The following is a 23,247-nucleotide window of genomic DNA, read 5'->3' as shown; positions in this document are numbered from 1 at the left end:
AAATCACCCTTTGACTGCGCCTGCGGCAATGCCCCGGACAAATAGCCTGCCTGAAATGAAATAAACGATCAGCGGAACGGCGCCGGTGAGCAGGGTTGCTGCCATGTTGACGTTGTATTCCTTCACACCCTGCACCGAGTTGACGATGTTGTTGAGCTGAACCGTCATCGGGTAATATTCAGGTCGCGTGAACACGACACCGAACAGGAAGTCGTTCCAGATGCCCGTTACCTGAAGGATCATTGCCACTACAAAAATCGGCAACGACATGGGCAGCATGATGCGGAAATAAATCTGCCAAAACCCTGCCCCGTCGATGCGGGCTGCCTTGAACAATTCCTCCGGCAGCGACGAGAAGTAATTGCGGAAAAGCAGTGTCAGGATCGGCATGCCGAAGATGGTGTGCACCACGATCAGGCCAGTCAGTGTGCCGTAGATACCGACTTCGCGCAGCACGATGACGATCGGATAGATCATCACCTGATAGGGGATGAAGGCACCGATGATCAGGATGGAAAAGAACAGTTCCGATCCCTTGAACTTCCAGTTGGCCATGGCGTATCCGCTGACCGATGCAATAAAGATCGACACGAGTGTTGACGGAACCATAATGCGGACGGAGTTCCAGAAACCTCGCGAAAGCCCGTCACAGTTGAGGCCGGTGCAGGCACTTGCCCACGCCTTGGCCCACGGCTCAAAGGTAATTTCCATGGGTGGCGCGAAGATATTGCCCAGACGGATTTCCGGCATGCCCTTGAGCGATGTCACAAGCATCACGTAAAGCGGCAGCAGGTAATAGAGTGCCGCGACAAACAGCGTGCCATACAACACGATATTGCGGCGAGAGAGGGTTTTTCGCGGCTTCTTGCCACGTGGTCCCGACAATTGCCGGGCAACCGGGTCAACGCCTGCGGCGACTGTATTCAAGGTGCTGATATTAGCCACGTTTGCGCCCTCCGAATTCAAGATAGGCCCATGGGATGATGATGATGGCGACGGTCAGCAGCATCATCGACGATGCCGCAAATCCCTGGCCAAGATTTTGCGCCTGGAACATGTAGTCATAGACATATTTCGCCGGGACTTCAGATGCGATGCCGGGACCGCCGCTGGTTTGCGCAACCACCAGGTCGTAAACCTTGACGATGCCGCTGGCGATAATGACGAGCGTGGTGATGAAGACTGCGCGCATCATCGGGATCACCACAAAAATATAGGTGCGCCACATGGGAATGCCGTCGACGCGTGCCGCCTTCCAGATATCCTCATCGATACCGCGCAGACCAGCCAGCATCAGACACATGACAAGGCCCGTTCCCTGCCATAGACCGGCAATCAGGATGCCATAGATCACGATGTCAGGATTATAGAGCGGGTCGAAAGTAAAGCTGGTCCAGCCAAATGAGCGGACGACGGATTGCACACCAAATTCCGGATTGAGAATCCACTGCCAAACAAGACCAGTGACGATGAATGAAAGTGCAAAAGGATAAAGAAAGATCGTACGGAATGTATTTTCGAAACGGATTTTCTGATCCATCAGCGCGGCAAGCAGAAAGCCGATAACCAGACTGAAGATCAGCGAGAGAATGCCGTAAATCGCCAAATTCTGAATCGAGATAATCCAGCGGGGTGCAGCCCACAGCCGTTCATATTGCTCGATACCAACAAAGGTGGCGCGCGGCAAAAGCTTGGAGTTGGTGAAAGAATAAACAATCGTCCAGATCGTACCGCCGAGGAAGATGACAACCGCAGTGAGGATCATGGGTATGGACGCGATCTTCGAATTAAGATTGCGGAATAGCTGATTGGGGCGCTTTGAACGCGTTTGACCCGCCATGGATCACTCCTCATCAAACGTTGCCGTTGATCGCAATGCGGGTGGCCCAATGGCCGCCCGCACCCGCGTGGTCACCGGCAATGTCAGAAAAGCACTCACATTACCGGCAGGAGTAAAGCAGCGGCCTGCAGCTCTATAAAAAGTTCAACAGACCGCCCGTCAGATCAATCAGCCGAGCTGATGATACTTGCAAACCGCTTCTGCGCATCTTCGGCAGTCATCGACGTGCTGGCGAAAAACTCCGCCATCAAGTCTTCTTTCTGCTTTTGCGTATCGGCGGACACAAGCTGGTCGGTGCTGGTGAGAGCATGATCCTTGGCCAGAATTTCCAGACCCTTCTTCATGCAATCATTTGCGACGCCGAGGTCCACGTCACCACGGATTGGCAACGAACCCTTTTTCAGGTTGAAAGCAACCTGTGTCTTTGGATCGACAATCGTTTCGGCCAGAACGTCCTGTGCCTTGGTTTTTGCCTCATCCTTCAACAGCGGGAAATAGAAAGCGTCGCCACCTGTGGTGATGTAGTCGCTGACGCCAAGACCCGGCAGGCAGGAATAATCTGTTCCGGCCGTCTGGCCAGCCAACTGGAATTCACCCTGCGCCCAGTCACCCATGACCTGGCCACCGGCCTTGCCTGTGATGACCATGTTGGTTGCCTGGTTCCAGTCCTGCACATTTGTGCCGCGCGACATGTCGCGTGCCTCTACGGCAGCAGCAAAGATTTTGGCCATATCAGGTCCGGCAGCGGCTTCCGCATCCTTGTCCTTGTAGACCTTTTCATACAGTTCCTTGCCACCCAGTGACAGGACCAGTGTGTCGAACAGACCGTTGGCCTGCCAGGCCTGGCCACCCAACGCAAGCGGCTGAATACCGGCCGTCTTCAATGCAGGTGCCGCAGCGACAAATTCAGTCCAGTTCTTGGGAACCTCAACACCGGCCTGCTTGAAGGCAGCGTTGGAAAGCCACAGCCATTGCCATGAGTGAATATTGACGGGTGCGCAGTAAATTTTCCCGTCGATAGTGCAGCTGTCGAGCAGGCTTGCGGGTTTGATAACCTCTTTCCAATTGCCTTTTTCAGCAACGTCGGACAGGTCACGCATCAATCCGGACTGAACAAGCTCTTCTGCCTGTCTGCCGTGGTTGAATTGGGTTGCAGCCATCGGGTCACCACCGGTGATCCGGCTGATCATGATCGGGCGAGCGGTACTGCCGGAACCGGCAATCGCACCATCCACCCATTTGTTACCGGTCGCATCGAACGCCTTTGCCAGTTCGGCAACCGCGGCAGCCTCCCCGCCCGATGTCCACCAGTGTGTTACTTCAAGATCCGTTGCACCAGCCATACCTGCAGGCAACAAAACACTCGCCGCAAATGCAGCCACAATAGCACGCGTACGCATGAGTCTCCTCCCTCACTGAAACGTTGCAGGAGGAACGTAAGCGAATATTTTTAAACACGCAACGGCCTATTACTTAAAAAGTCCTTACGACTTTTGGCTGTATAAATGCCGCAAAAGGCGGGAGAATATTACCCGAAAACAATCATGAGCAGAATTCAGCAAGTTATTGCTGTGATTTCACTTTCCAGAGAAATCGTCCACGGCCCGGAACACACAACAACCTTAATTGGTTGCAGTTTTTTCCTTGTCGGCAAGCTGCTTCCATGAACTTTGTTGAGACAACATGCCGCGCAGGTAAGCAAGATTTGCTTCGGCCTGCTGCTGGGTCAATTCCTGCCGGGCGATGTTATCCGCCTCGGCGAAACGTCCTTGGAGCCCGACGACTAGCGCTAGATTCTGGCGGATTCGGCTGTCAGCGCCCGGTTGCTGCGAGGCTGATCGCAGATAGGTTTCGGCCGTTCTTGGATCACTCGACAGGACGTAGGACATTCCGAGGTTGGACAGAATACTGGGTTCGTTGGGCTGCAAGTCCAACGCCATGCGGTATTTGGTGCGCGCTTCTGGCGAGCGGCCGAGCTGATCCAGCACGGCACCTTCAGCAGAATACAGGCGCCAGTCTGGTCTATCCGGTGTCTGCGCGCGGGCGATTGTCGACAGTGCCTGTTCCAGCTGACCGGCACCGGCCTGCGCCTTGCCATAAGCTGCCAGCACGTTACGGTCTGCGGGGTTGGCAATAGCGATCTGCTGCATCACGGCCAGAGCCTGTGTGCTTTTGCCAGTCATCATCAGAAGATTGGCATAGCTCATGCCCGTACGCGCATCCTTGGGATTGCGTTCATAGGCTTTGCCAGCTGCTTCTTCGGCCTGTCGCAGTTGAGACTGGTTGAGATTATCGTATGATTGTGCGGGCGCCGTCGTCGGGATAGAGCCTGTTGTCAGCCTGTCATGCTTGTTGGTAGACGCGCATGCGGTTAATGCCAGCACCAGAGTCAGCACGGCACCGCCATTGATTATGGCTTTTCGCGCTGTAGATACAGAGTGAACAGCAGTCATGGCATTGCCCCTGCGTGTGTTGAACGGCTTTTGCACCTATAAGCGGCGCAATCTTCACTCCAGCAATAATCTGTTAACCCTAACAGAGTGTTAATTTACTGATTCTCCAAGTTTACGAAAGCAGATCATGGCCCCGTATCAGTTCATCGAAAGAGCAACACCGTTCAGTGCCAAAGCGGGCAACACCCTGCCGGTTTTTGCGGTAACGCCAGCTCATATCGAGCAAGGTGCCATCGACCCCATAGCGCTCGATTGGGCGCGCAAGGCCGGTTTCAAAGCGGAAAGCGGTGCCATTCTGCTCATCCCTTCGGCCGATGGCTCGCTGGGTGGCGCGCTTTTCGGACTTGGCAGCAATCCGTCCGAACTTCCTTTCCTGACCGGCAAACTGGCCCGCGAACTGCCAGAGGGCGACTGGCACATTGAAACAGCACCATTGACGGTGAACCGTCTCGCACTGGGTTTCGGTCTTGGCAGCTACAAGTTCGACCGCTACCGCACCGTCAAATCATCGTCGGCCAAGATGCTCATTCCGCAGGATGCCGACGCAACTGGCATCAAGCGCACACTAGCTGGCGTCTTCCTGGCACGCGACCTCATCAACATGCCAGCAAACGATATGGGGCCGGACCAGCTTGAAGTGGCTTTCCGTGCACTTGCCGCCCACTACAAGGCGGAAGTTACCGCCGTGACCGGCGACAAGCTGCTCAGCGAAAACTTCCCACTGATCCATGCGGTGGGTCGTGCTAGCGAAGGCCAGCCGCGCCTTCTGGAAATGCGTTGGGGCAAGAAAGGCAATCCTGCCATTACCTTGGTAGGCAAAGGCGTGTGCTTCGACACCGGTGGTCTCGACATCAAACCTGCGTCTTCGATGGCGCTGATGAAAAAAGACATGGGTGGCGCGGCAAATGTGCTTGGCCTTGCATTGATGATCATGGAAGCCAAACTCAAGGTGAACCTGCGCGTCATCGTTCCTGTCGTCGAGAACTCGATTTCCGCCAATGCTTTCCGCCCGGGCGACATCTACCAGAGCCGCAAGGGTCTGACGGTACAGATCGACAATACCGACGCCGAGGGCCGGCTTATTCTGGCCGACGCATTGGCCTACGCCGATCAGGACGAGCCGGACCTGATGATTGACATGGCAACACTGACCGGTGCTGCCCGCGTGGCGCTCGGACCTGACATTGCGCCCTATTACACCGATGACGAAGATCTCGCTCATGACATCGCCGAAGCGGGCATGGACATGGACGACCCGATGTGGCGCATGCCGCTTTACATGGGATATGACAAGGATATCCGCTCCCGCGCTGCCGACATTACCAATGCGCCAGCTGGCGGCATGGCAGGCTCGATCACAGCCGCCTTGTTCCTCAAGCGCTTTGTGTCGAAAACCAAGAAATGGGCCCACTTCGACATTTACGGCTGGTCGCCGAATGAGCGTCCGCACTCGTCGGTTGGCGGTGAAGCGCAGGCCATCCGCGCGCTCTATCACTACATTGCCAGAACCTACGGCTGATCAGCAAAAACTAACGGCTCAAAGACCTGCACAAACGGCAAAACAACGGTGCGCAAACACCGTTGTTTTCTTTTGAGTCAGCGTGGCAAGTATGACTGTCGGTGTTCAGTCGGCGTGTTTGTGCTGTGCCAGCATTCGCACCACGATGCTGGTCGCACCAAGCAACACCACGGCAGTGATCAACACGGCCGTAAATGCATTGCCAAAGGCCGTTTCTGCGGCACTGCGAACTGCAATGGCGAGATTGCCGCCAACCCGCTCAGCCAGAAGCAGTGCTGCGTCGAGACCATCGCGGGCCGAGGCCGCGCCGTCATTGATACCGACAGGGGCTTCAAACGATGTGCTGTAGACCGCAGCAAGGACACTTCCAAGCGTGGCGATACCGATCGCACCACCGAGTTCAAACGAGACTTCCTCGATCGACGCTGCCATGCCACCGTGATGATCCGGGGCGTTGAGCATGATTGCGGTGGAGGCGGCAGTCATTGTCGCACCGAGGCCTATGCCCATGACAAACAGGGCAGCAACCTGCACGGCGAGGCCATCGCTGATGACACTGTAATAAAGCGCGAGGCTGGCTGCCGCGATTGCCATTGACATCCACATGACCGCCCGTTCGCCGACTTTTGCCACCAATATGCCTGCCAACGGGCCAGCGATAAATGCACCAAGCGGAATGGGCAGCACCATCAGACCTGCCTCCAGAGGCGACATGTCGAGCACAAGCTGGAAACGCTGGGTCAATGCCAACTGAAAGCCCAAAAGAGCAGCCGAGGCGACGGCAGCAGCAATCACGCCAGCCAGAAAATTGCGGTTGGCAAACAGGCTGAAATCAATCAACGGCGATGCAATGTGACGTTGACGACGTGCAAACAGCATCAGGAAGACCAATCCCAGCAGCGCCGAGACGGCAAATGACGATAGAGAAATGTCCGGCTTTGCCAATTCCTTGACGGCATAGGTCGAAGCTACAAGCCCGATCATGATCTGTACGGCCGAAATGATATCGAATGATCGCTCCGGATTTCGCAAGCCGGGGCCAACAAACAGGATGGTTGCGACAAAGGCGACCGCGACGATGGGCAGGTTGATCAGGAAAACCGAACCCCACCAGAAGTGCTCCAGCAACACGCCGCCAATGACCGGTCCGAAGGCCGCACCGCCAGAGGCAACGGCTGCCCACACACCAATAGCGAAGGCCCGTTCACCGGGCTCCGTGAATGTCTGGCGGATAATCGACAGCGTGGCTGGCATCATCATTGCTGCGCCAACGGCAAGCAGCGCCCGTCCGGCAATCAACATCGCAGGGTTCGGTGAAAAGGCGGCGAACAACGATGCGGCACCAAAAACAATCAGACCGATCAGGAACAACAGACGTGCACCGAATTTGTCACCAAGCGCGCCGGATGCGGGCAGTAATCCGGCGACGGTCAGCGCATAGACATTTACGATCCACAATTTTTCAGAGGACGATGCCATGAGATCATGTGTCAGACGCGGCAATGCCGTGTACAACACCGTCATATCGATCACGATCATGAACAAGGCACTCGATACAATCGCGAGAATACCCCATCGTGCTTTGGCCTGCATAAAAACTCCATGGTCGCTAAGAGCGAGTTGAACGATAGCTGTGAATTATTTAAATACATACGTATGGAATTAAAAAGAGGCAAGGCATGGGACGAAAGAAAACCATCGATCGGGAGATCATTCTGAATGCCGCCGAAGACATTGTGCGCTCGCGAGGAGCCGCCGCCCTGACAATTGATGCGCTGGCAAAGTCACTTGGCGTAACGAAGGGCGGTATCCAGTACAGCTTTGCCAGCAAGGATGCGATTATCGACGCGATGGTGTCGCGCTGGTTCGTGACCTACGACCAGAAGTTCCAGGACATTGCCGGCGAGGCTCCCGACCCGCAGGCCAAGGTCTGGGCGCATGTGGAGGCGACACGGCAGGCTGACGAGCCGGCAAACTACAAGGCCGCCGGATTGATGGCGGCGCTGATGCTGTCGCCAGAATATCTGGCCTCGACCAAGAAATGGTATGAGAGCCGCACGGAAGGTCTTGATGTGACGACGCTTGAAGGGCGCGCCGCACGGTTGGCATTTCTTGCCACCGAAGGGGCCTTCGCTTTACGCTGGTTTGGCCTGATGGATATTTCCGATGACGAATGGGCTTCAATCTTTGCCGACATCAAAACAGTCCTGAACAAAGAGCCTAAATATCCATAAGGACGTCGGCCGACACGTGCCACGATGTTCGCTTATGACTTGGAGACCCTTACATGTCCTCTTTGATTGATTTTCGTACTCCAAAAACCTTACCGCCAACCGCGAGTTACTCGCACACTGCCATTGTCCCGGCCAGCGCCAAGACAATTTTCATTTCCGGCCAGGTTCCCATGGATGTGACTGGCGCGCTGGTCGGTGAAGGTGACTTCAAACGTCAGGCCGAAAAGGTGTTCGAGAACATTGAAATTGCCCTTGCTGATGCGGGGACCACATTCGACAATGTCGTGAAGCTGGGCATGTATCTGACAGATATGAGTAACCTCGGCACCCTCAGAGAGGTACGGGACCGTTTTATTCAGCTAAAGGCACCACCAACCAGCACACTTGTGCAGGTGACGGCATTCTTCAACCCGGCCATTCTGTTCGAAATGGATGCAATTGCCGTCATCGGAGGCTGACGTAACACTGCGGCACCACAACAGCGTCTGTGAGCACCGGACTGCCATTTTCCTGTTATCTCAGCCAGACAAATGAAGACGCACTGCATTAGTTGGTTGAGAGTAATGGGGAGATTTTTGTGTGCGGCACAGTCGCCCCATCGGCAGGTTTGAACCACGGCAGACTAAGCAGCGTAGGCCACCCAACCCTTGATGCTGAGCCCGGCGTAAAACAGCGATACGTTTGAAAAACCCGCCTCTTGCATCATGGCGACATCCTCGTCCGGTGAGAGGATTGAAAGGCGGGTGCCAATTGCCTGTCTTGCGCTTTCAACCTTTGCCGGGTCGGTGCCGTTTGCCAAACCATAGGCGACGTGGCGCGCGATCCATTTCGAGCGCTCCGGTTCGCTTTGCGGAAAGCTCAAATGCACCGCGATGAACGGCGCACCGGTTTTCAGGCGTTTGCGTATTTGCACGAGTGTTTCCAGACGTTGCTGCTCGGCGACAAAGTGGAAGGTCAGTATAGCCGTGGCTGCATCATAAGGCGCTGGTGGTGCATCTTCGATGTAGCCTTCGAACAGGCGGACCCTATTGTCATGAGCCGATGTCACTGCCCTTGCCAGATCCAGCATGTCGGCCGATGGATCCACACCGTCAAAGGACCAACCGGCATGGGCATCGGCCAGAGCCTTGATTTCCTGTCCACCGCCTGCGCCCAGAACCAGCACTCGGCCGCCCTGCGGCGTTACTTCCGCCAGTAACAGCGAGATCATCCTGTGCAAATCACTGTAGCCGGGGACCTGCCGTGGCGGCCCTTCATTATAGGAACTTACCGCCTTTCCCTTAAACAGGGTTTCCGCTTTCTCATTCATGTGCTCACTCCACTCACGTCACTTTTGTTGTTACGTGAGTGGATATAGGCACAGCAAAGACGCCTGCCAAGAGCAGGCGTCACTTCTCGCAGGTAAATGGAGCAGTTGGTAGGCGCCTCGCTTAAACAAGCACTTCCTGATTTTTTCGGTCTTCCTGACCGAAAAACTTCAGGTATCGTTGCACTTCAGATGCTTCTCCGGTTGCCTTTTGTGGATTGTCGGAAAGCTTGACCGCCGGTCGGCCGTTGGCATCGCTGACCTTGCAGACGATGGAGATCGGCTTCAGTCCGGCAATTTCCTTCGGGGCACAACCAGCAAAGTCGTTGGTTAGGTTAGTACCCCAACCAAAGCTCATACGGGCACGGCCTTCAAAATGTTTGTAGGTGTCGATGATCGCATCGACATCAAGGCCATCAGAAAAGATCAGCAGCTTCTTTTTCGGATCACGGTTCATCTTTTCCCACCAGGCAATGATCCGTTCGCCACCCTCGATGGGTGGTGCGCTGTCCGGGCGGAAACCGGTCCAGTCAGCCACCCATTCGGGCGCATTCTTCAGGAATGCCGCGGTACCAAAGGCGTCTGGAAGAACAATCAACAGGTTGCCACCATATAGGCGGTTCCAGTCCTTCATCACTTGATACGGTGCGGCGGCCAGTTCCTCGTCATTATTGGCAAGCGCTGCGACCACCATCGGCAGTTCATGCGCGTTGGTACCAACCGCTTCCAGATCAGAATCCATCGCCAGTAGAACGTTGCTGGTGCCGGTAAAAGCCGGGCCAATGCCTTCCTTCAACGCGTCCACGCACCAACGTTGCCACAGGAAACTGTGACGGCGGCGGGTACCGAAGTCGGAGATGCGCAGGCCCGGCAATTCGCGCAGACGTTCGACCTTCGACCACATCTTGGCCTTGGCACGGGCATAGAGAACGTCCAGCGTGAAGTAGCCGAGCGATTTCATGGCGCTGCGGGACCGCAACTCGTTGATAATGGCCAGTGCCGGAATTTCCCACAACGTGGTGTCCATCCAGCGGCCATGGAAATTCAGCTCATACTGGCCATCACGCTTGGAGAGTTCGTATTCCGGCAATTGGTAGCTGGACAGCCAGGACAGGAATTCCGGCTCAAAAATCTGCGAGCGTCCGTAGAAGGAGTTACCGGCCAGCCAGATGGTTTCCTTCTTGGTCAGACGAAGCGTGCGAGCGTGATCCAACTGATCACGCAGTTCCGCCTCATCGATTTCATCTGCCAGGCGCACGGTCTTGGTGCGGTTGATCAGGGAGAATGTCGCATCGACCTCTGGATAGAGTTTCCAGATCATCTGCAACATCAGAAGTTTATAAAAGTCCGTATCGATCAGGCTACGAATGATCGGATCGAGCTTCCAGGCGTGGTTATGAACGCGGGTGGCGATGTCCGTCATTGTCATGTCTGCGGCTTCCCTCTTCCGGCCGGTGGGCCGGTTTCCCTCTGCACTGTGAAAGCAAAACTGCCCTCCAGTCACTACACAGAAACAGACATACTAAAGTCCATGGGCCGGAAACAAGCCACCAGTAAAGATAAATGGCATCAATAAATCATATCAATTGTAGGCGTCGGACGGATTGATGCCGGGGTACCAGTCTTTTGAGGTCGGATTTTGCGATCCCCAATAGGTCAGCCCGCCGCCCTCGCAGCGATAACCACTTACCGGAAGGTCCTCTTCGAAAATGCTGCGATAGCGCCGCTTGTCGAATGAGCCAGTCTGTACTTCACTGCGGCAGGTATAACGTACCTTTGGTTTTGCGGTGGTGGGATCTTTTACACCCGGCAGATCGCGGTAGGCATCCGGCGCACTTAATTCGAAGCCGTCCTGATAGATCGTCTGCGCGCTGGCGCTGCCCGATGAAAATCCAATGGTCGCCACAAGCGGCAGGATTGCCAAAACTTTCATTGATATCCCAGCCACGGCCACCACCTTTACTGCTACGTCTACATCCGCAATATAGGATAGCCAGCGACCATAAACAGGCCGCTTGCAACAACGATTTCGTGAACGGCATAAGCCGCCTTTTAAAGCCGCTTGTAGGAGGTCGGAAATTCGTAAAGCCAGCCGATGCGCTTGACGGCTTCATCGAAATTCTCGCGGGCCACTGTCATGCTGTGGCCGTTGGCGTGCAGCAGCGTTTCAGCATCTTCCATGATGCCAACATGTCCCTTCCAGAACACCAGATCACCACGACTGAGTTCGTCGCGCTCGATCTCAAAGCCCAGTGATTTGACCTGCATATCGGTGTCTCGCAGCGAGGTCTTGCCGGTCATCGACAGGGACAGTTGGACAAGGCCAGAACAATCGATGCCGAAGCCGGAGCGGCCGCCCCACAGATATGGCGTCTCGATAAATCTGACGGCAACGGACACATAATCATCAGACACAATTTCGCCGACCGGTAGGCAGTGCGCCGCAATGACCCCCTCGCCTTTTTCAGTGAGAAGATACCGTGTCCCGCGGGTTTCAGCCTCACCGACAAAACGCAGCGTGTTGCCCATGGACAGAGCTGCTACTGGTGGCTTGCGCAGTTCTGCCTCCGGATAGAGAAAGGTTCTGGGTGCGATGATGCAGTGCGTCGCAGCCTCAAGCTGCCCCAGCGCCGTTTCCGGCAAATAACCAGTGTAACCATCCGTATCGGCCTGCACCCAGGCCCAGCCATTTGCGCGTTCAAAAACCCGCACGGTTTCACCGAGCAGAAGTTCGGTGTCGATACCCTTGGCAAGATCAGGCGATGGGCGCAAGGCACAGACAGGCACCGCGATGCGCGCCGGTTCACCCGCCACAAACCGTGTTGCGTCAACCTGCCCCTCCAGCCTTGTATCGGCGAGGTCCGGGCGAAATGCATGTAGGCGACGATCCAGTATCATGGGCGTTGTTCCGGCGTTGTTTGCAGTCTTGCCTGCTCGATAATCATATCGCCAAATTTTTCAAGGAAAAGAGCACCGGTTACAGTCCTTTTGATGACGACGTTGCGCCGGTCTTTTTCATCGCGCACGCGGTCGATCAGCCCCATGTCGCCCATTGTGTCCAAGGCACGGGTGATCACCGGTTTGGTAACACCAAGTACTGTCGCCAGACCCCTGACGGTGTGTGGCGGAGGAACAAGATAGACATGCAGGAGAACGGCCATCTGCCTTAGGCTCAAATCACGGGCGTCGGTTTCAACCTGTTTCAGGGTCACCCTGTGCCACAGGCCCAAGGCCTCCGAAGGGGAAAATTCGACCGGCAAATATCCCTCCAAATCTCAGGGGTCATGGCTCTGCACATCCGTTTTCCTTGATTGTGTTGATAAACACAACACGCAAAAGCAAAACCGCCGCCGATGTTCTTGCTGACAGCAAGTATCGACGGCGGTCTGTTTCACCCTTTTAGCGGGCGTTCTCCGTCCCCTCTGGACTTGTCTCTTACAAAGCAGAAACCGTGCCAGTTTTGTGACGAAGCAAAATGTGCAGTATTTTCAGCGTATTGCGCTGATTTAAGCCAAACCGACACCGAAACGGCATCGAGCAAAATTTGTGCAGTGCGAAAGCATTTGCCTAAAAAAATCCCGCCGGAGTGCGGCGGGATTTTCATATCAGTCCGTTGCTTATGAAAAATCAGACTTCAGCAGCCTGTTTTTCTTCCGCTACCTCATGGGCACGTTCATTTCGGTTGTAGCGAATGGAAGACCATAGCGCGATACCGATCAGGGCCGCACCACCAAGACCGGTGATTACTTCCGGAATGTGGAACAGGCTCTGCATGTACATGATCACCGAAAGGATGAGGATGGCATAGAATGCGCCATGCTCAAGGTAACGGTATTCTGCCAGCGTACCCTTCTCAACCAGCATGATCGTCATGGAACGCACATACATGGCGCCAATGCCGAGGCCGATGGCAATGATGAACAGGTTCGAAGTCAGCGCGAAGGCGCCGATGACGCCGTCGAAGGAGAAGCTGGCATCCAGGACTTCAAGGTAAAGGAATGCGCCGAAACCGCCCTTTGCCGCACCCTGCATCATCTGCTGGCTACGGTCGAGCACGCCGCCGAGAACTTCCACAAGCAAGAAGGTCAACAGACCCCAGATTGCCGAACTGAAGAAGACATTTGCTGCTTCAGGACCGAGTTTCGGATCACTGCTGTCTGCAATGATACGCGAAAACACCAGCATGATGACCAGAACGAAGGCGATTTCGATGCCCTTGATAGAAGAGTAGGTGGAAATCTTCTCTTCAAGCCAACGCACCCAATGCACATCTTTTTCATGGTCGAAAAAGAAGCTCAGACCGACCATCATCAAGAAGGTGCCGCCAAATGCCGCGATTGGCAGATGTGCGTCCTGCATGATCTGCGCATAACGATCCGGTTCAGTCGCAGCCATGACCATGGCAGTCCATGGACCGACATTGGCAGCGATAACCACGATGAGCAGCGGGAAGACGATACGCATGCCGAAAACGGCGATCAGAATACCCCAGGTCAGGAAGCGATGCTGCCATTCCGGCGTCATGTCCTTAAGCTTGTTGGCATTGACGATGGCGTTGTCGAAGGAAAGCGAGATTTCAAGAACAGCCAGAACTGCGCAGATGAAGAAGATCGTTGCAGTGCCGCTGACGGTGCCTGTCATCTCCCAACCGAGATAGCCGCCCAGAATGAGGCCGACGACGGTTACGATGAACGCCCATTTGAAATAGGAAAGGGTCGATTTTTGGGTGGTGGAGAGGCTCATGTTCAAATCTCTCCGCGAATTGAGATGCTGGCGTGCGCAGCAAAAAACGCCATGCCACAAAAGGCACGCGCAGTAAGCGTGGTTGTTGTCTTCATGGGATAAAATCCGCCGGCTGCTTTGCAGGCGGTACCGACATCGCGAGAGCGCCGTAAAACTCTCGCCAGAGGGGCCCGGCACCATTGTTCCTCTTGCCCGATCATAAATTTGTGATGCGAGCCTCTATGTACTCTGCCAAGTTTGGGATTTCGTCAAGTCCCCCGAGCGCTTGGCATATCATCAAAAACGGGAAACAAACCGTTTTCCGATCTATTTCCCGCCTAAATTTGTCCGGCATTTCCCGTTTTACGGGTGTGGCTGCCAAATATCCTCACACGAGGTCGTTTGGAAATTCGGCAATTGCCTTTTTGCGCTTCAGCGCATTTTCGCGGAAGAAGATGTAGAGGCCCGACACCACAATCAGTGCTGCACCAATCACAATCGACATTTGTGGAATGTCATTGAAGAAAAGCCAACCAAAGAACACCGCCCAGAGCAACAACGTGTATTGCAGCGGTGCAACGGCTGCGGCATCGGCCAGTTTAAGGGCGCGGTTGACGAGCACATGCGCGCCCATGGCAACAATACCCAACAGACACAACAACGACATATCGAAAGTGGATTCAAGCGGCACCCACCCATCCGAAGACACCAGCAGTGCTACGGCACCAGCAAGCAGCGCTCCGACGATCTGCCAAAAAGCCAAAGTGGTATCGGCGGTGTTTCGCAGCTGTCGTCCGGAAATCATCATGAAGGCGAAGGCTGCACTGCCAATAATCGACAAAAATGCAGCCGGCGTCAGGCTTGCCGAGCTTGGCTTGAGGGCGATGATCACACCGACAAAACCAATGGCGATGGCGGTCCAACGACGCCAACCAACCTTCTCGCCAAGAATGAATGGAGACAGTGCCGCAACATAGATCGGAGCTGCCAACCAATAGGTCATCACATCAGCCAGAGGCAGTGAAATGACGGCGTAATAAAAACAGAAAATTTCGATCGTCGAGAAACAAACACGCGCAAACTGCAGGCCGCGCCGTTCGATATTCACCAGACCGCTGACGCCGACTTTCCAGAGAATAGGCAATAGTATGACGATTGCAGCGACGCTACGAATAAGGATGACCTGACCGAGAGAATAGGTGGAAACCAGCCATTTCCCCATTGCGTCATTCAGGGCAAACATCAGCATTCCCAGCAACATTACGCATACGCCAAGGCTGGATGGGGACAAACGTTTGAAAAATGCGGTCATATCAGGGGTCTTTTCATCCAGGATTGGTGTTTTTCTGCCCTACAAGTCTCTTTCCCTGTCGGTTGTGTCAAGACAGCGATGATTGCCATTCGCAACAAAAGTAATATTTTTTATTTTCCGGCCCGTCGAATGCTAACGGACACTGATTTACTGGCGAAATGTCTGAATCAGGTGAAGTTTCTTTTCTCCTGGGCAATCAGTTCCTGCAAAAACTGCACAACAGTACGCACGCGCACGAGTTCACGTGCCGATTCATGATAGGTCGTCCAGTAGGACCGCAAAATGCTGTGCTGCGGAAACAACCGGACAAGTTCCGGATATTGCCGCGCTATATAATCATGCAGAATGCCAATGCCGGCACCCGAGCGTACCGCTTCCGTCTGGCCGATGGCACTGGAGATTTCAAAGGCGGCATCCCAGTCGCGCATGATCTCGCCAGTATAATTGAGTGATGGCGCGAAGATCAGATCTTCCACGTAACCAATCCGGGCATGGTCTTTGAGCGCCTCCAGCTGCGGAGGCGTACCTTTCGTCTCCACATAGCTGCGCGAGGCATAAAGGCCGAGTGAATAATCAGTCAGCTTGGCGGACACCAGTCGGCCCTGGTCCGGCCGTTCAATGGTGATGGCGATGTCCGCCTCACGCTGTGACAGCGAAAACGAGCGTGGAACCGGTACAAGCTGCACCCGAAGGGCCGGATAACGGGCGATCAGGGGCCCAAGCCGTGGTGCAAGAAAGGCAACACCGAAACCGTCAGGCGCACCGATACGCACCGTGCCGGCCACCGCTGCATCCACCCGGCCAAGATCTGCCTGGGCGTTCATCATTTCCACCTCCATACGTTCGGCAGAAACTAGAAAGCGGGCGCCCTGCTCCGTCAATTCACAGCCATTGGTACTGCGCAAGAACAGTTGGCTACCGAGCGAGGTTTCCAATGCAGATACCCTGCGGCTCAGCGTTGCGTGGTTGACACCCAGCCGTTTTGCCGCGGCCAGAAACTGTCCGGAACGGGCCACGCTCAGAAAACAGCGCACATCATCCCAATTCATCTGCCGGCCCTTATGTTGAAACTTGCACAACAGATGATTATTCGAGACCATTGATTTGTGCAATTCAAAGCGTAATGCTGCCGCCAATTCAATTTGGAGGATCATCATGAAGGAAATCGGTCATTTCATTGGCGGCAAACATGTTGCCGGCACCAGTGGGCGGACATCTGATGTTTTCAACCCGGCAACCGGTGAAGTTCAGGCAACCGTGGCACTGGCCAGCGAAGCTGAAATCCGTGCGGCTGTTGAGAACGCCAAGCAAGCACAGCCAAAGTGGGCCGCGACCAACCCGCAGCGTCGCGCCCGCGTTTTCTTCAAGTTCGTTGAGCTTCTCAACACCCACATCGACGAACTTGCCGTTCTGCTTTCCAGCGAACACGGCAAGACAGTCGACGATTCCAAGGGCGACATCATTCGCGGTCTTGAGGTCTGCGAATTCGTATGCGGCATTCCGCATCTGTCAAAGGGCGAATTCACCGAAGGTGCCGGACCTGCCATCGACATGTATTCCATTCGCCAGCCAGTTGGCGTTGGTGCCGGTATCACACCGTTCAACTTCCCAGGCATGATCCCGATGTGGATGTTTGCACCGGCCATTGCTTGCGGTAACGCCTTTATCCTCAAGCCATCCGAGCGCGATCCATCGCTGCCAATCCGCCTTGCAGAACTGATGATCGAAGCTGGTCTGCCGGCAGGCATCCTCAATGTCGTCAATGGCGACAAGGGCGCCGTCGATGCCATCCTGACCGACCCGGATATTGGTGCAGTATCCTTCGTCGGCTCCACGCCAATCGCCCGTTACGTTTATGGTACGGCTGCCATGAACGGCAAGCGCGCCCAGTGCTTCGGTGGTGCCAAGAACCACATGATCATCATGCCGGACGCCGATCTCGATCAGGCTGTCAATGCGCTGATGGGTGCAGGTTACGGCTCTGCTGGCGAACGTTGCATGGCGGTGTCCGTTGCCGTTCCGGTTGGTGAAGAGACCGCAAACCGTCTCGTCGAAAAGCTGATCCCGCAAATCGAAGCCCTTAAGATCGGTCCTTACACCGATGACAAGGCGGACATGGGCCCGCTGGTTACCAAGGAAGCGCAGGCACGCGTCAAGGGTCTCATCGACAGCGGCGTTGAGCAGGGCGCAAACCTCTTGGTTGACGGCCGTAACTTCAAGCTTCAGGGTTATGAAGACGGTTATTTCGTCGGCGGCTGCCTGTTCGACAACGTCACGACCGACATGGATATCTACAAGCAGGAAATTTTCGGACCAGTCCTGTCGGTTGTCCGCGCGAAGAACTACGAAGAAGCTATCGATCTGCCGATGAAGCACGAATATGGCAACGGCGTTGCTATCTTCACCCGCGATGGTGATGCGGCTCGTGACTTTGCATCGCGTATCAACATTGGCATGATTGGCGTCAACGTACCAATCCCGGTTCCGCTGGCTTACCACTCCTTCGGCGGCTGGAAGGCTTCAAGCTTCGGTGACCTCAACCAGCACGGTACAGACTCCATCAAGTTCTGGACCAAAACCAAGACCATCACCGCACGCTGGCCATCAGGCATCAAGTCTGGCGCCGAGTTCGTCATGCCGACAATGAAGTGACGCCTGATGGATCTTGGACTGTGCGTCCTCGCAGCTCCCTTTGCTGCGGGCGCACGGGCAGGCATCAAGTCTGGCGCCGAGTTCGTTATGCCGACAATGAAGTAATCCAATCTAAGTTTCTCATTTTACGCGCCCGTAGCATATCAATTGCTGCGGGCGTTGTGTTTTGCAGCTGCAATTGCAGAGATCGTGACCACTCGCTCTCGTAATGCGCTTTATGGCTGGCCTTCTGCACGCAGTGCACGTAACATGCTCTCAATCAAGAAAGGTTGGACCTAACCGGACCGGCCGATAATGGGGTGTTTGCGGGTTATGGTGGCGCGTTTTCTGATCTACCAGCAAAGAGATGTTTTTCGTTAGCGACAAGCGGACATGTCGCATGAACGGAAACAGACCTTTGGTGCCTGAATGGATAATATTGAATACGCAAAGACCTTTTTTAATGAAAATCCCGACATTGAAATTCTAGAAGCCTTTGTCATCGACGTGAACGGTGTTCCGCGTGGGAAATGGATTCCGCGCGAACGCGCGCTGGATATTCTGGAAAAAGGAATGGCCGTGCCGCGCTCCGTTTATGCCCTTGATATCTGGGGCCGGGACGTCAACGCCGCCGGGCTTGCTGAAGGAACAGGTGATCCCGACGGGATTTGTTACGCCGTCCCGGAATCGCTTTCGCGCGTGACATGGCTTGGACGTCCGACCGCACAGGTTCTGCTGGCGATGAAAAATGCCGATGGAAACGGCTTTTTCGCCGATCCACGCCACGTGCTGGCGCAGGTGCTGGACCGCTACAAAAAGCTGGGTCTAACACCTGTTGTCGCAACGGAACTTGAGTTTTACCTGATCGACCCTGTGCGCTCTGCCCTTGACCCAGTCCGTCCACCGAAAAGCCGTGAAGGCCGCTGGCATACCGGGCAGACCCAGGTGCTTTCGATTTCGGAATTACAGGATTTCGAAAACGTCTTCCACGAAGTGGCAACGGCATGTCGCGAACAGAAAGTTGCGGCCGATACGACATTGCGTGAAAATGGCCCCGGCCAATATGAGATCAACCTCAACCATGTCCCGGATGCTCTACGGGCCGCAGATTTTGCGGTGTTCCTGAAGCGTATCGTCAAGGGCGTTGCGCGCAAACATGACCTTGATGCCACCTTCATGGCCAAACCCTATGGCACACAGGCTGGCAACGGCATGCATGTGCATTTTTCCGTGCTGGATCAAAACGGCAACAACATCTTCATCGGGCCTGATGGTCCATCCGATGCACTGATGCATTCGGTTGGCGGACTTCTGGAAAACATGGGAGAAAGCATGGCAGTGTTTGCACCACACGCCAACTCCTACCGCCGCCTGCGACCCAGCGAACACGCACCAACCTATGCCTCATGGGGTTTCGACAACCGCTCTGCTGCCGTGCGGGTGATTACTGCCAGCCGACCTGCCACGCGTATCGAGCACCGTGTCGCCGGCGCTGACACCAACCCCTATCTGGTGCTGGCAATGATCCTCAATGCAGCGTTGACCGGCATGAAGGAAAAGCGCCAGCCCGGCGGCGCTATTGCTGGCGACAGCCACGCAATCAACCACGAACCCTTGCCGACCAACTGGGACTATGCGTTGCAGCGCTTTGCACGATCCAGCTTTGCCTACGCGACCTTTGGACAAAGATATCGCACGCTATATTCCGCCTGCAAACAACAGGAGCTTTCCGAGTTTTCGCTGCGCGTAACCGACGTCGAATATGACGCATATATCAGGACGGTGTGACATGAGCATGGTTTCTTCTGCGAGCACAAACCCCGGCCACACATCTTCATGGTATGCGGCTTCCGCCAACGACAAAACTGTCCGCCCTGCCCTTCAAGGCGATGTTGAGGCCGATATCTGCGTGATCGGTGCCGGTTTTACCGGCACGTCGGCTGCCCTTGAATTGAGTGAACGCGGTTACTCCGTCGTCGTTCTTGAGGCCGAGCGAATTGGCTTTGGCGCATCCGGTCGCAATGGTGGCCAGATCGTCAACGGCTACAGCCGCGACCTGCAAACCATTGCGGGGCGTTACGGAAAAGACAAGGCGCTAAAACTGGCAGCCATGTCGCTGGAAGGCGGAGAGATTATCCGCAGCCGTGTGGCGAAATATTCAATCGGCTGCGATCTGGTTCATGGCGGGTTCTTCGCCGCCTTTACCGATAAGCAAATCCGCGAAATGGAGGCGCACAAGGCACATTGGGAAAAACACGGGCACACCGGCCTCGAAATGGTTTCAAAGGCAGAGGTTTCGAAATACGTCAAGACCGATCGTTATGCCGGTGGCATGATCGACAAGCTTGGCGGGCATATTCACCCACTTAACCTAGTGCTGGGCGAAGCCGCCGCGGTCGAAAGTCTCGGTGGACGTATTTACGAAAACTCACGTGTCACTGCGGTTGAATTCGGTACAAATCCAATCGTGCGGACGGCAACCGGCAAGGTCACTGCAAAATATGTGCTGGTCTGTGGCAACGCCTATCTCGGTAAATTGCTGCCGCAAATCGGCGACAGGATGATGCCGGTGTCAAGCCAGGTCATGGCGACGGAACCGCTGGATGCCGATCTGATCCAGCAGCTTTTGCCTGCCAATTACTGTGTCGAAGACGCCAATTACATTCTCGATTATTACCGCCGCACCTCCGACAACAGGCTGCTTTATGGCGGCGGCATCGGCTATGGCGGGTCAGACCCGGCAGATTTGACCGGCGTTATCCGCCCCAATATGTTGAAGACCTTCCCGCAGCTGGAAAAAACCAAAATCGAGTTTGCGTGGAGTGGTAATTTTGCGCTGACTTTGACGCGTATTCCGCACATGGGCAAACTGGCCGAGAATGTCTACTTCTCGCATGGTGATAGTGGGCATGGGGTCACGACCACCCACCTTCTCGGCAAGATTCTCGGTGAAGCAGTGGCCGGTCACGCCGAACGTTTCGACGTGTGGTCATCCCTGCCAAACCTGCCATTCCCCGGAGGCAAGACATTCCGCGTGCCACTGACTGTCCTTGGCGCATGGTGGTACGGCCTGCGCGACCGTTTGGGCGTGTAAAATAGCCAATAAAAAAGCGCGTCCTGTTTGCAAGGGCGCGCTTTTGTCATGTCAGGAAGTTGAAGGCCGCACCGGACAATGGCCGGGCCGCAAGGCTTTAAGCCTGCTTCAGCCCTTCAAGGGCATTTTCAACAATCACCTCAGGGCTATGGCTGATATCGACGGTCACCACGCCCGGTTCGCCGGTCGGGTCTTCCAAGGTTGCCAACTGGCTGGTGAGCAATGATAGTGGCATGAAGTGGCCGGTGCGGGCACCCATGCGCTCGGTCAGCAGCTCAAGCGATCCATTCAGAAACACAAATGCCAGATCACCGTCGCAGGCATTGCGAAGGCGCTCGCGGTAAGTCTTTTTCAAAGACGAGCACGAGATGACAATGCCGCCCTTGGCAATGCCGTTGCGCAGTTCCTCACCAATCAAATCCAGCCACGGCCAACGATCGTCGTCGTTCAGCGGAATGCCTGCTGCCATTTTCTCAACATTCGACTGAGGATGAAGGCGATCGCCTTCCTGAAACTCAATGCCAAGCTTTGCAGCGATTGCTTCACCGACCGTGGATTTGCCGCAGCCGCTGACGCCCATGACGACGATTGCTTTTCTCATAACGCACCTGAATGGGAGGAAGGAAAAAATTTCAATTTCGCCTAACACGTTCATAAATGATCGCAAACCCAAAAAAGGTCATTGCAGCAATCATTTTACCGCACGCATTAATTGCTAAAAATGCAAGCATCGCGTTTACCGTTTGTTGGCCTACACTCTTTTCAAAATATTAAAGCGTTGAAAATACAACAATTTTATAAGCGAATGATTTGTCTCGATATGAAACGACGGTTGAACATGATGTCCCGACTTGAAACAAAAATATTTAAAACAAAACAGATTATACGTGGCTTGACTTCAGACCGCTCCGGAAATTTTGGTATTATGGCCGCCGTGATGGCACCTGTCCTACTGGTTGCAGCAGGTGGTGCCGTTGATATGTCCCATGCTTTTGCAAAAAAGCAGGAATTGCAGGAAAAAATGGATGCGGCCGTTCTGGCTGCCGTTTTGAAATCTGACGCGAAAAGCCAGCGCCAGGAAGTGGAAAACTTCATGGGCGCGTTTCTGCCGGAAGACACGAAAGACGGCCAGACGGTTGAAATGAGTTCCGCGGCGGTGCTGACGGTCAGCAACAATCCCGATGGCAGCGTAACCGGCACATTCGCAGATAAATTCAAACCATCCTTCTTGGGTCTAGCTGGACTGAATGAACTGAACATTTCAGTCTCGTCCACCGCGATTGCCGACAAGGCAGACACAGGCGGCCCGTGCATTTACGTGATGGGTAAGCAGAGCCAGGCTGTACTCATCAATTCCGGAGCCAATGTCAAAGCCACCAAATGTGGTGTCGATGTCCACTCCACCAGCAACCCCGCCTTTATCATGAATAGCGGCTCCACCATCAATACGATGCGGTTCTGCGTGAAGGGCACAAATTACATCAAGAATGGCGGCACGCTGACCAATCTTGAAGTGGGTTGCGCCGCAGCTGACAATCCCTATGCTGGCAAGTTGAGCGAGCCGACCGTTTCCTCCATTTGCACAACAAGCGGCACGCGCGACGGTCAGACGCAGGTGATGAAGTCGGGCGTTCACTGTGCAACGACATTTAACGGTAGCCCGAAAATTACATTTGAGCCGGGACTGCATATTATCAAGGGACGTATGATCATCAACAGCGGCGCGACCGTTGTGGCAGAAGGAGTGACCTTCTACTTCCCCGACGTTAACAGCGAAATTCGCGCCAATGGTGGACTAACCTTTACGGCAACCGCACCAACAAGCGGCACCTACAAGGGCATTCTGATGTTTGAAAACACCAGCAATGCCTCCAACAGCAACAACAAGCAGCAATATATCTTCAACGGCTCCAAGGGTGAGCAGTTGGAGGGCATCATCCATCTGCCGAACCGTGACGTGGTCTATAACTCGACCACCAATCAGTCCAACAAGATATCCATGGTGGTCAATTCGATGATCATCAACTCCGCCAACTGGCAGCTGGAGCCCTACGGCTCTGCCGGTTCCAGCGGCACAGTAGGCTCTGTACGACTGGTTCGCTAACGCCAATAGTCTGACAGTTTGATCCCCGGTCC

The 23,247-nt window shown here is 54.7% G+C and carries 21 protein-coding genes; 7 read left to right on the top strand and 14 right to left on the bottom strand.

What is annotated here, in order from left to right; translation table 11 throughout:
• Window positions 1-3 precede the first annotated feature (3 nt).
• The 4 genes from IB237_RS01870 to IB237_RS01855 all read right to left on the bottom strand — a co-directional run bounded on the left by IB237_RS01870 (window position 4) and on the right by IB237_RS01855 (window position 4,179).
• Complete coding sequence (locus IB237_RS01870; RefSeq protein ID WP_192486908.1) at window positions 4-945, bottom strand: carbohydrate ABC transporter permease; 942 nt, start codon at window positions 943-945, stop codon at window positions 4-6.
• Window positions 938-1,840, bottom strand: a complete 903-nt coding sequence (locus tag IB237_RS01865; protein WP_192486907.1) for a carbohydrate ABC transporter permease — start codon at window positions 1,838-1,840, stop codon at window positions 938-940. Before IB237_RS01865 ends, IB237_RS01870 begins: the two co-directional genes overlap by 8 nt.
• 164 nt (window positions 1,841-2,004) lie before the next feature.
• Window positions 2,005-3,240: an ABC transporter substrate-binding protein gene (locus IB237_RS01860; RefSeq protein ID WP_192486906.1), complete on the bottom strand. Its 1,236-nt coding sequence runs from the start codon at window positions 3,238-3,240 to the stop codon at window positions 2,005-2,007.
• Between the two features lie 222 nt (window positions 3,241-3,462).
• Complete coding sequence (locus IB237_RS01855) at window positions 3,463-4,179, bottom strand: tetratricopeptide repeat protein (protein ID WP_371815249.1); 717 nt, start codon at window positions 4,177-4,179, stop codon at window positions 3,463-3,465.
• Window positions 4,180-4,420: 241 nt separating this feature from the next.
• On the opposite strand from IB237_RS01855, the gene IB237_RS01850 reads away from it, so the two are divergent.
• A complete protein-coding gene (locus tag IB237_RS01850; RefSeq protein ID WP_192486904.1) occupies window positions 4,421-5,812 on the top strand; it encodes a M17 family metallopeptidase in 1,392 nt (463 codons plus the stop codon).
• 105 nt (window positions 5,813-5,917) lie between these two features.
• On the opposite strand, the gene IB237_RS01845 is transcribed toward IB237_RS01850, so the two are convergent.
• The gene (locus IB237_RS01845) at window positions 5,918-7,405 is read right to left on the bottom strand and encodes an MFS transporter (RefSeq protein ID WP_192486903.1); all 1,488 of its coding nucleotides are present in this window, start codon (window positions 7,403-7,405) and stop codon (window positions 5,918-5,920) included.
• 86 nt (window positions 7,406-7,491) lie between these two features.
• Between IB237_RS01845 and IB237_RS01840 the strand changes: the two genes are divergently transcribed.
• A complete protein-coding gene (locus tag IB237_RS01840) occupies window positions 7,492-8,046 on the top strand; it encodes a TetR/AcrR family transcriptional regulator (protein WP_192486902.1) in 555 nt (184 codons plus the stop codon).
• A 53-nt stretch (window positions 8,047-8,099) separates the two neighbouring features.
• Entirely contained in the window at window positions 8,100-8,504 is a 405-nt protein-coding gene (locus tag IB237_RS01835; protein WP_192486901.1) for a RidA family protein, read from the top strand.
• A gap of 164 nt (window positions 8,505-8,668) precedes the next feature.
• Here the strand turns inward: IB237_RS01835 and IB237_RS01830 are convergent, their stop codons facing one another.
• The 8 genes from IB237_RS01830 to IB237_RS01795 form a co-directional block, all read right to left on the bottom strand.
• The gene (locus tag IB237_RS01830; protein ID WP_192486900.1) at window positions 8,669-9,355 is read right to left on the bottom strand and encodes a class I SAM-dependent methyltransferase; all 687 of its coding nucleotides are present in this window, start codon (window positions 9,353-9,355) and stop codon (window positions 8,669-8,671) included.
• A gap of 121 nt (window positions 9,356-9,476) precedes the next feature.
• Window positions 9,477-10,781 (bottom strand): nicotinate phosphoribosyltransferase, encoded by a 1,305-nt coding sequence (pncB, locus tag IB237_RS01825; RefSeq protein WP_192486899.1) that lies wholly within the window; start codon window positions 10,779-10,781, stop codon window positions 9,477-9,479.
• 153 nt (window positions 10,782-10,934) lie between these two features.
• A complete protein-coding gene (locus IB237_RS01820; protein ID WP_192486898.1) occupies window positions 10,935-11,285 on the bottom strand; it encodes a hypothetical protein in 351 nt (116 codons plus the stop codon).
• Between the two features lie 119 nt (window positions 11,286-11,404).
• Window positions 11,405-12,250: an NlpC/P60 family protein gene (locus IB237_RS01815; RefSeq protein WP_192486897.1), complete on the bottom strand. Its 846-nt coding sequence runs from the start codon at window positions 12,248-12,250 to the stop codon at window positions 11,405-11,407.
• Entirely contained in the window at window positions 12,247-12,612 is a 366-nt protein-coding gene (locus IB237_RS01810) for a MarR family winged helix-turn-helix transcriptional regulator (RefSeq protein ID WP_192486896.1), read from the bottom strand. Before IB237_RS01810 ends, IB237_RS01815 begins: the two co-directional genes overlap by 4 nt.
• A gap of 367 nt (window positions 12,613-12,979) precedes the next feature.
• A complete protein-coding gene (locus IB237_RS01805) occupies window positions 12,980-14,095 on the bottom strand; it encodes a DUF475 domain-containing protein (protein WP_192486895.1) in 1,116 nt (371 codons plus the stop codon).
• Window positions 14,096-14,462: 367 nt separating this feature from the next.
• Window positions 14,463-15,386: a DMT family transporter gene (locus IB237_RS01800; RefSeq protein ID WP_192486894.1), complete on the bottom strand. Its 924-nt coding sequence runs from the start codon at window positions 15,384-15,386 to the stop codon at window positions 14,463-14,465.
• A gap of 167 nt (window positions 15,387-15,553) precedes the next feature.
• On the bottom strand, window positions 15,554-16,435 hold the full coding sequence (locus tag IB237_RS01795) for a LysR family transcriptional regulator (RefSeq protein ID WP_192486893.1): 882 nt from the start codon (window positions 16,433-16,435) through the stop codon (window positions 15,554-15,556).
• A gap of 106 nt (window positions 16,436-16,541) precedes the next feature.
• Here IB237_RS01795 and IB237_RS01790 point away from each other — a divergent pair, with 106 nt between their 5' ends.
• The 3 genes from IB237_RS01790 to IB237_RS01780 all read left to right on the top strand — a co-directional run bounded on the left by IB237_RS01790 (window position 16,542) and on the right by IB237_RS01780 (window position 21,111).
• Window positions 16,542-18,038 carry a CoA-acylating methylmalonate-semialdehyde dehydrogenase gene (locus IB237_RS01790; protein ID WP_192486892.1) on the top strand — a complete coding sequence of 499 codons (1,497 nt, stop codon included), beginning with the start codon at window positions 16,542-16,544 and terminating at the stop codon, window positions 18,036-18,038.
• Between the two features lie 408 nt (window positions 18,039-18,446).
• Window positions 18,447-19,805, top strand: a complete 1,359-nt coding sequence (locus IB237_RS01785) for a glutamine synthetase family protein (protein ID WP_192486891.1) — start codon at window positions 18,447-18,449, stop codon at window positions 19,803-19,805.
• A gap of 7 nt (window positions 19,806-19,812) precedes the next feature.
• Window positions 19,813-21,111, top strand: coding sequence for an NAD(P)/FAD-dependent oxidoreductase (locus tag IB237_RS01780; protein WP_371815248.1), 1,299 nt, complete (start codon window positions 19,813-19,815; stop codon window positions 21,109-21,111).
• A 97-nt stretch (window positions 21,112-21,208) separates the two neighbouring features.
• On the opposite strand, the gene IB237_RS01775 is transcribed toward IB237_RS01780, so the two are convergent.
• Complete coding sequence (locus IB237_RS01775) at window positions 21,209-21,712, bottom strand: gluconokinase (RefSeq protein ID WP_192486889.1); 504 nt, start codon at window positions 21,710-21,712, stop codon at window positions 21,209-21,211.
• Window positions 21,713-21,916: 204 nt separating this feature from the next.
• Between IB237_RS01775 and IB237_RS01770 the strand changes: the two genes are divergently transcribed.
• Window positions 21,917-23,215, top strand: a complete 1,299-nt coding sequence (locus IB237_RS01770; protein ID WP_371815217.1) for a TadE/TadG family type IV pilus assembly protein — start codon at window positions 21,917-21,919, stop codon at window positions 23,213-23,215.
• The last annotated feature ends 32 nt before the right edge of the window (window positions 23,216-23,247 follow it).

Origin of the sequence: Agrobacterium sp. AGB01 (assembly GCF_014851585.1) — a bacterium.
In the GTDB taxonomy this organism is placed as follows: domain Bacteria; phylum Pseudomonadota; class Alphaproteobacteria; order Rhizobiales; family Rhizobiaceae; genus Agrobacterium.
This window is presented reverse-complemented; position numbering and strand designations above follow the sequence as displayed.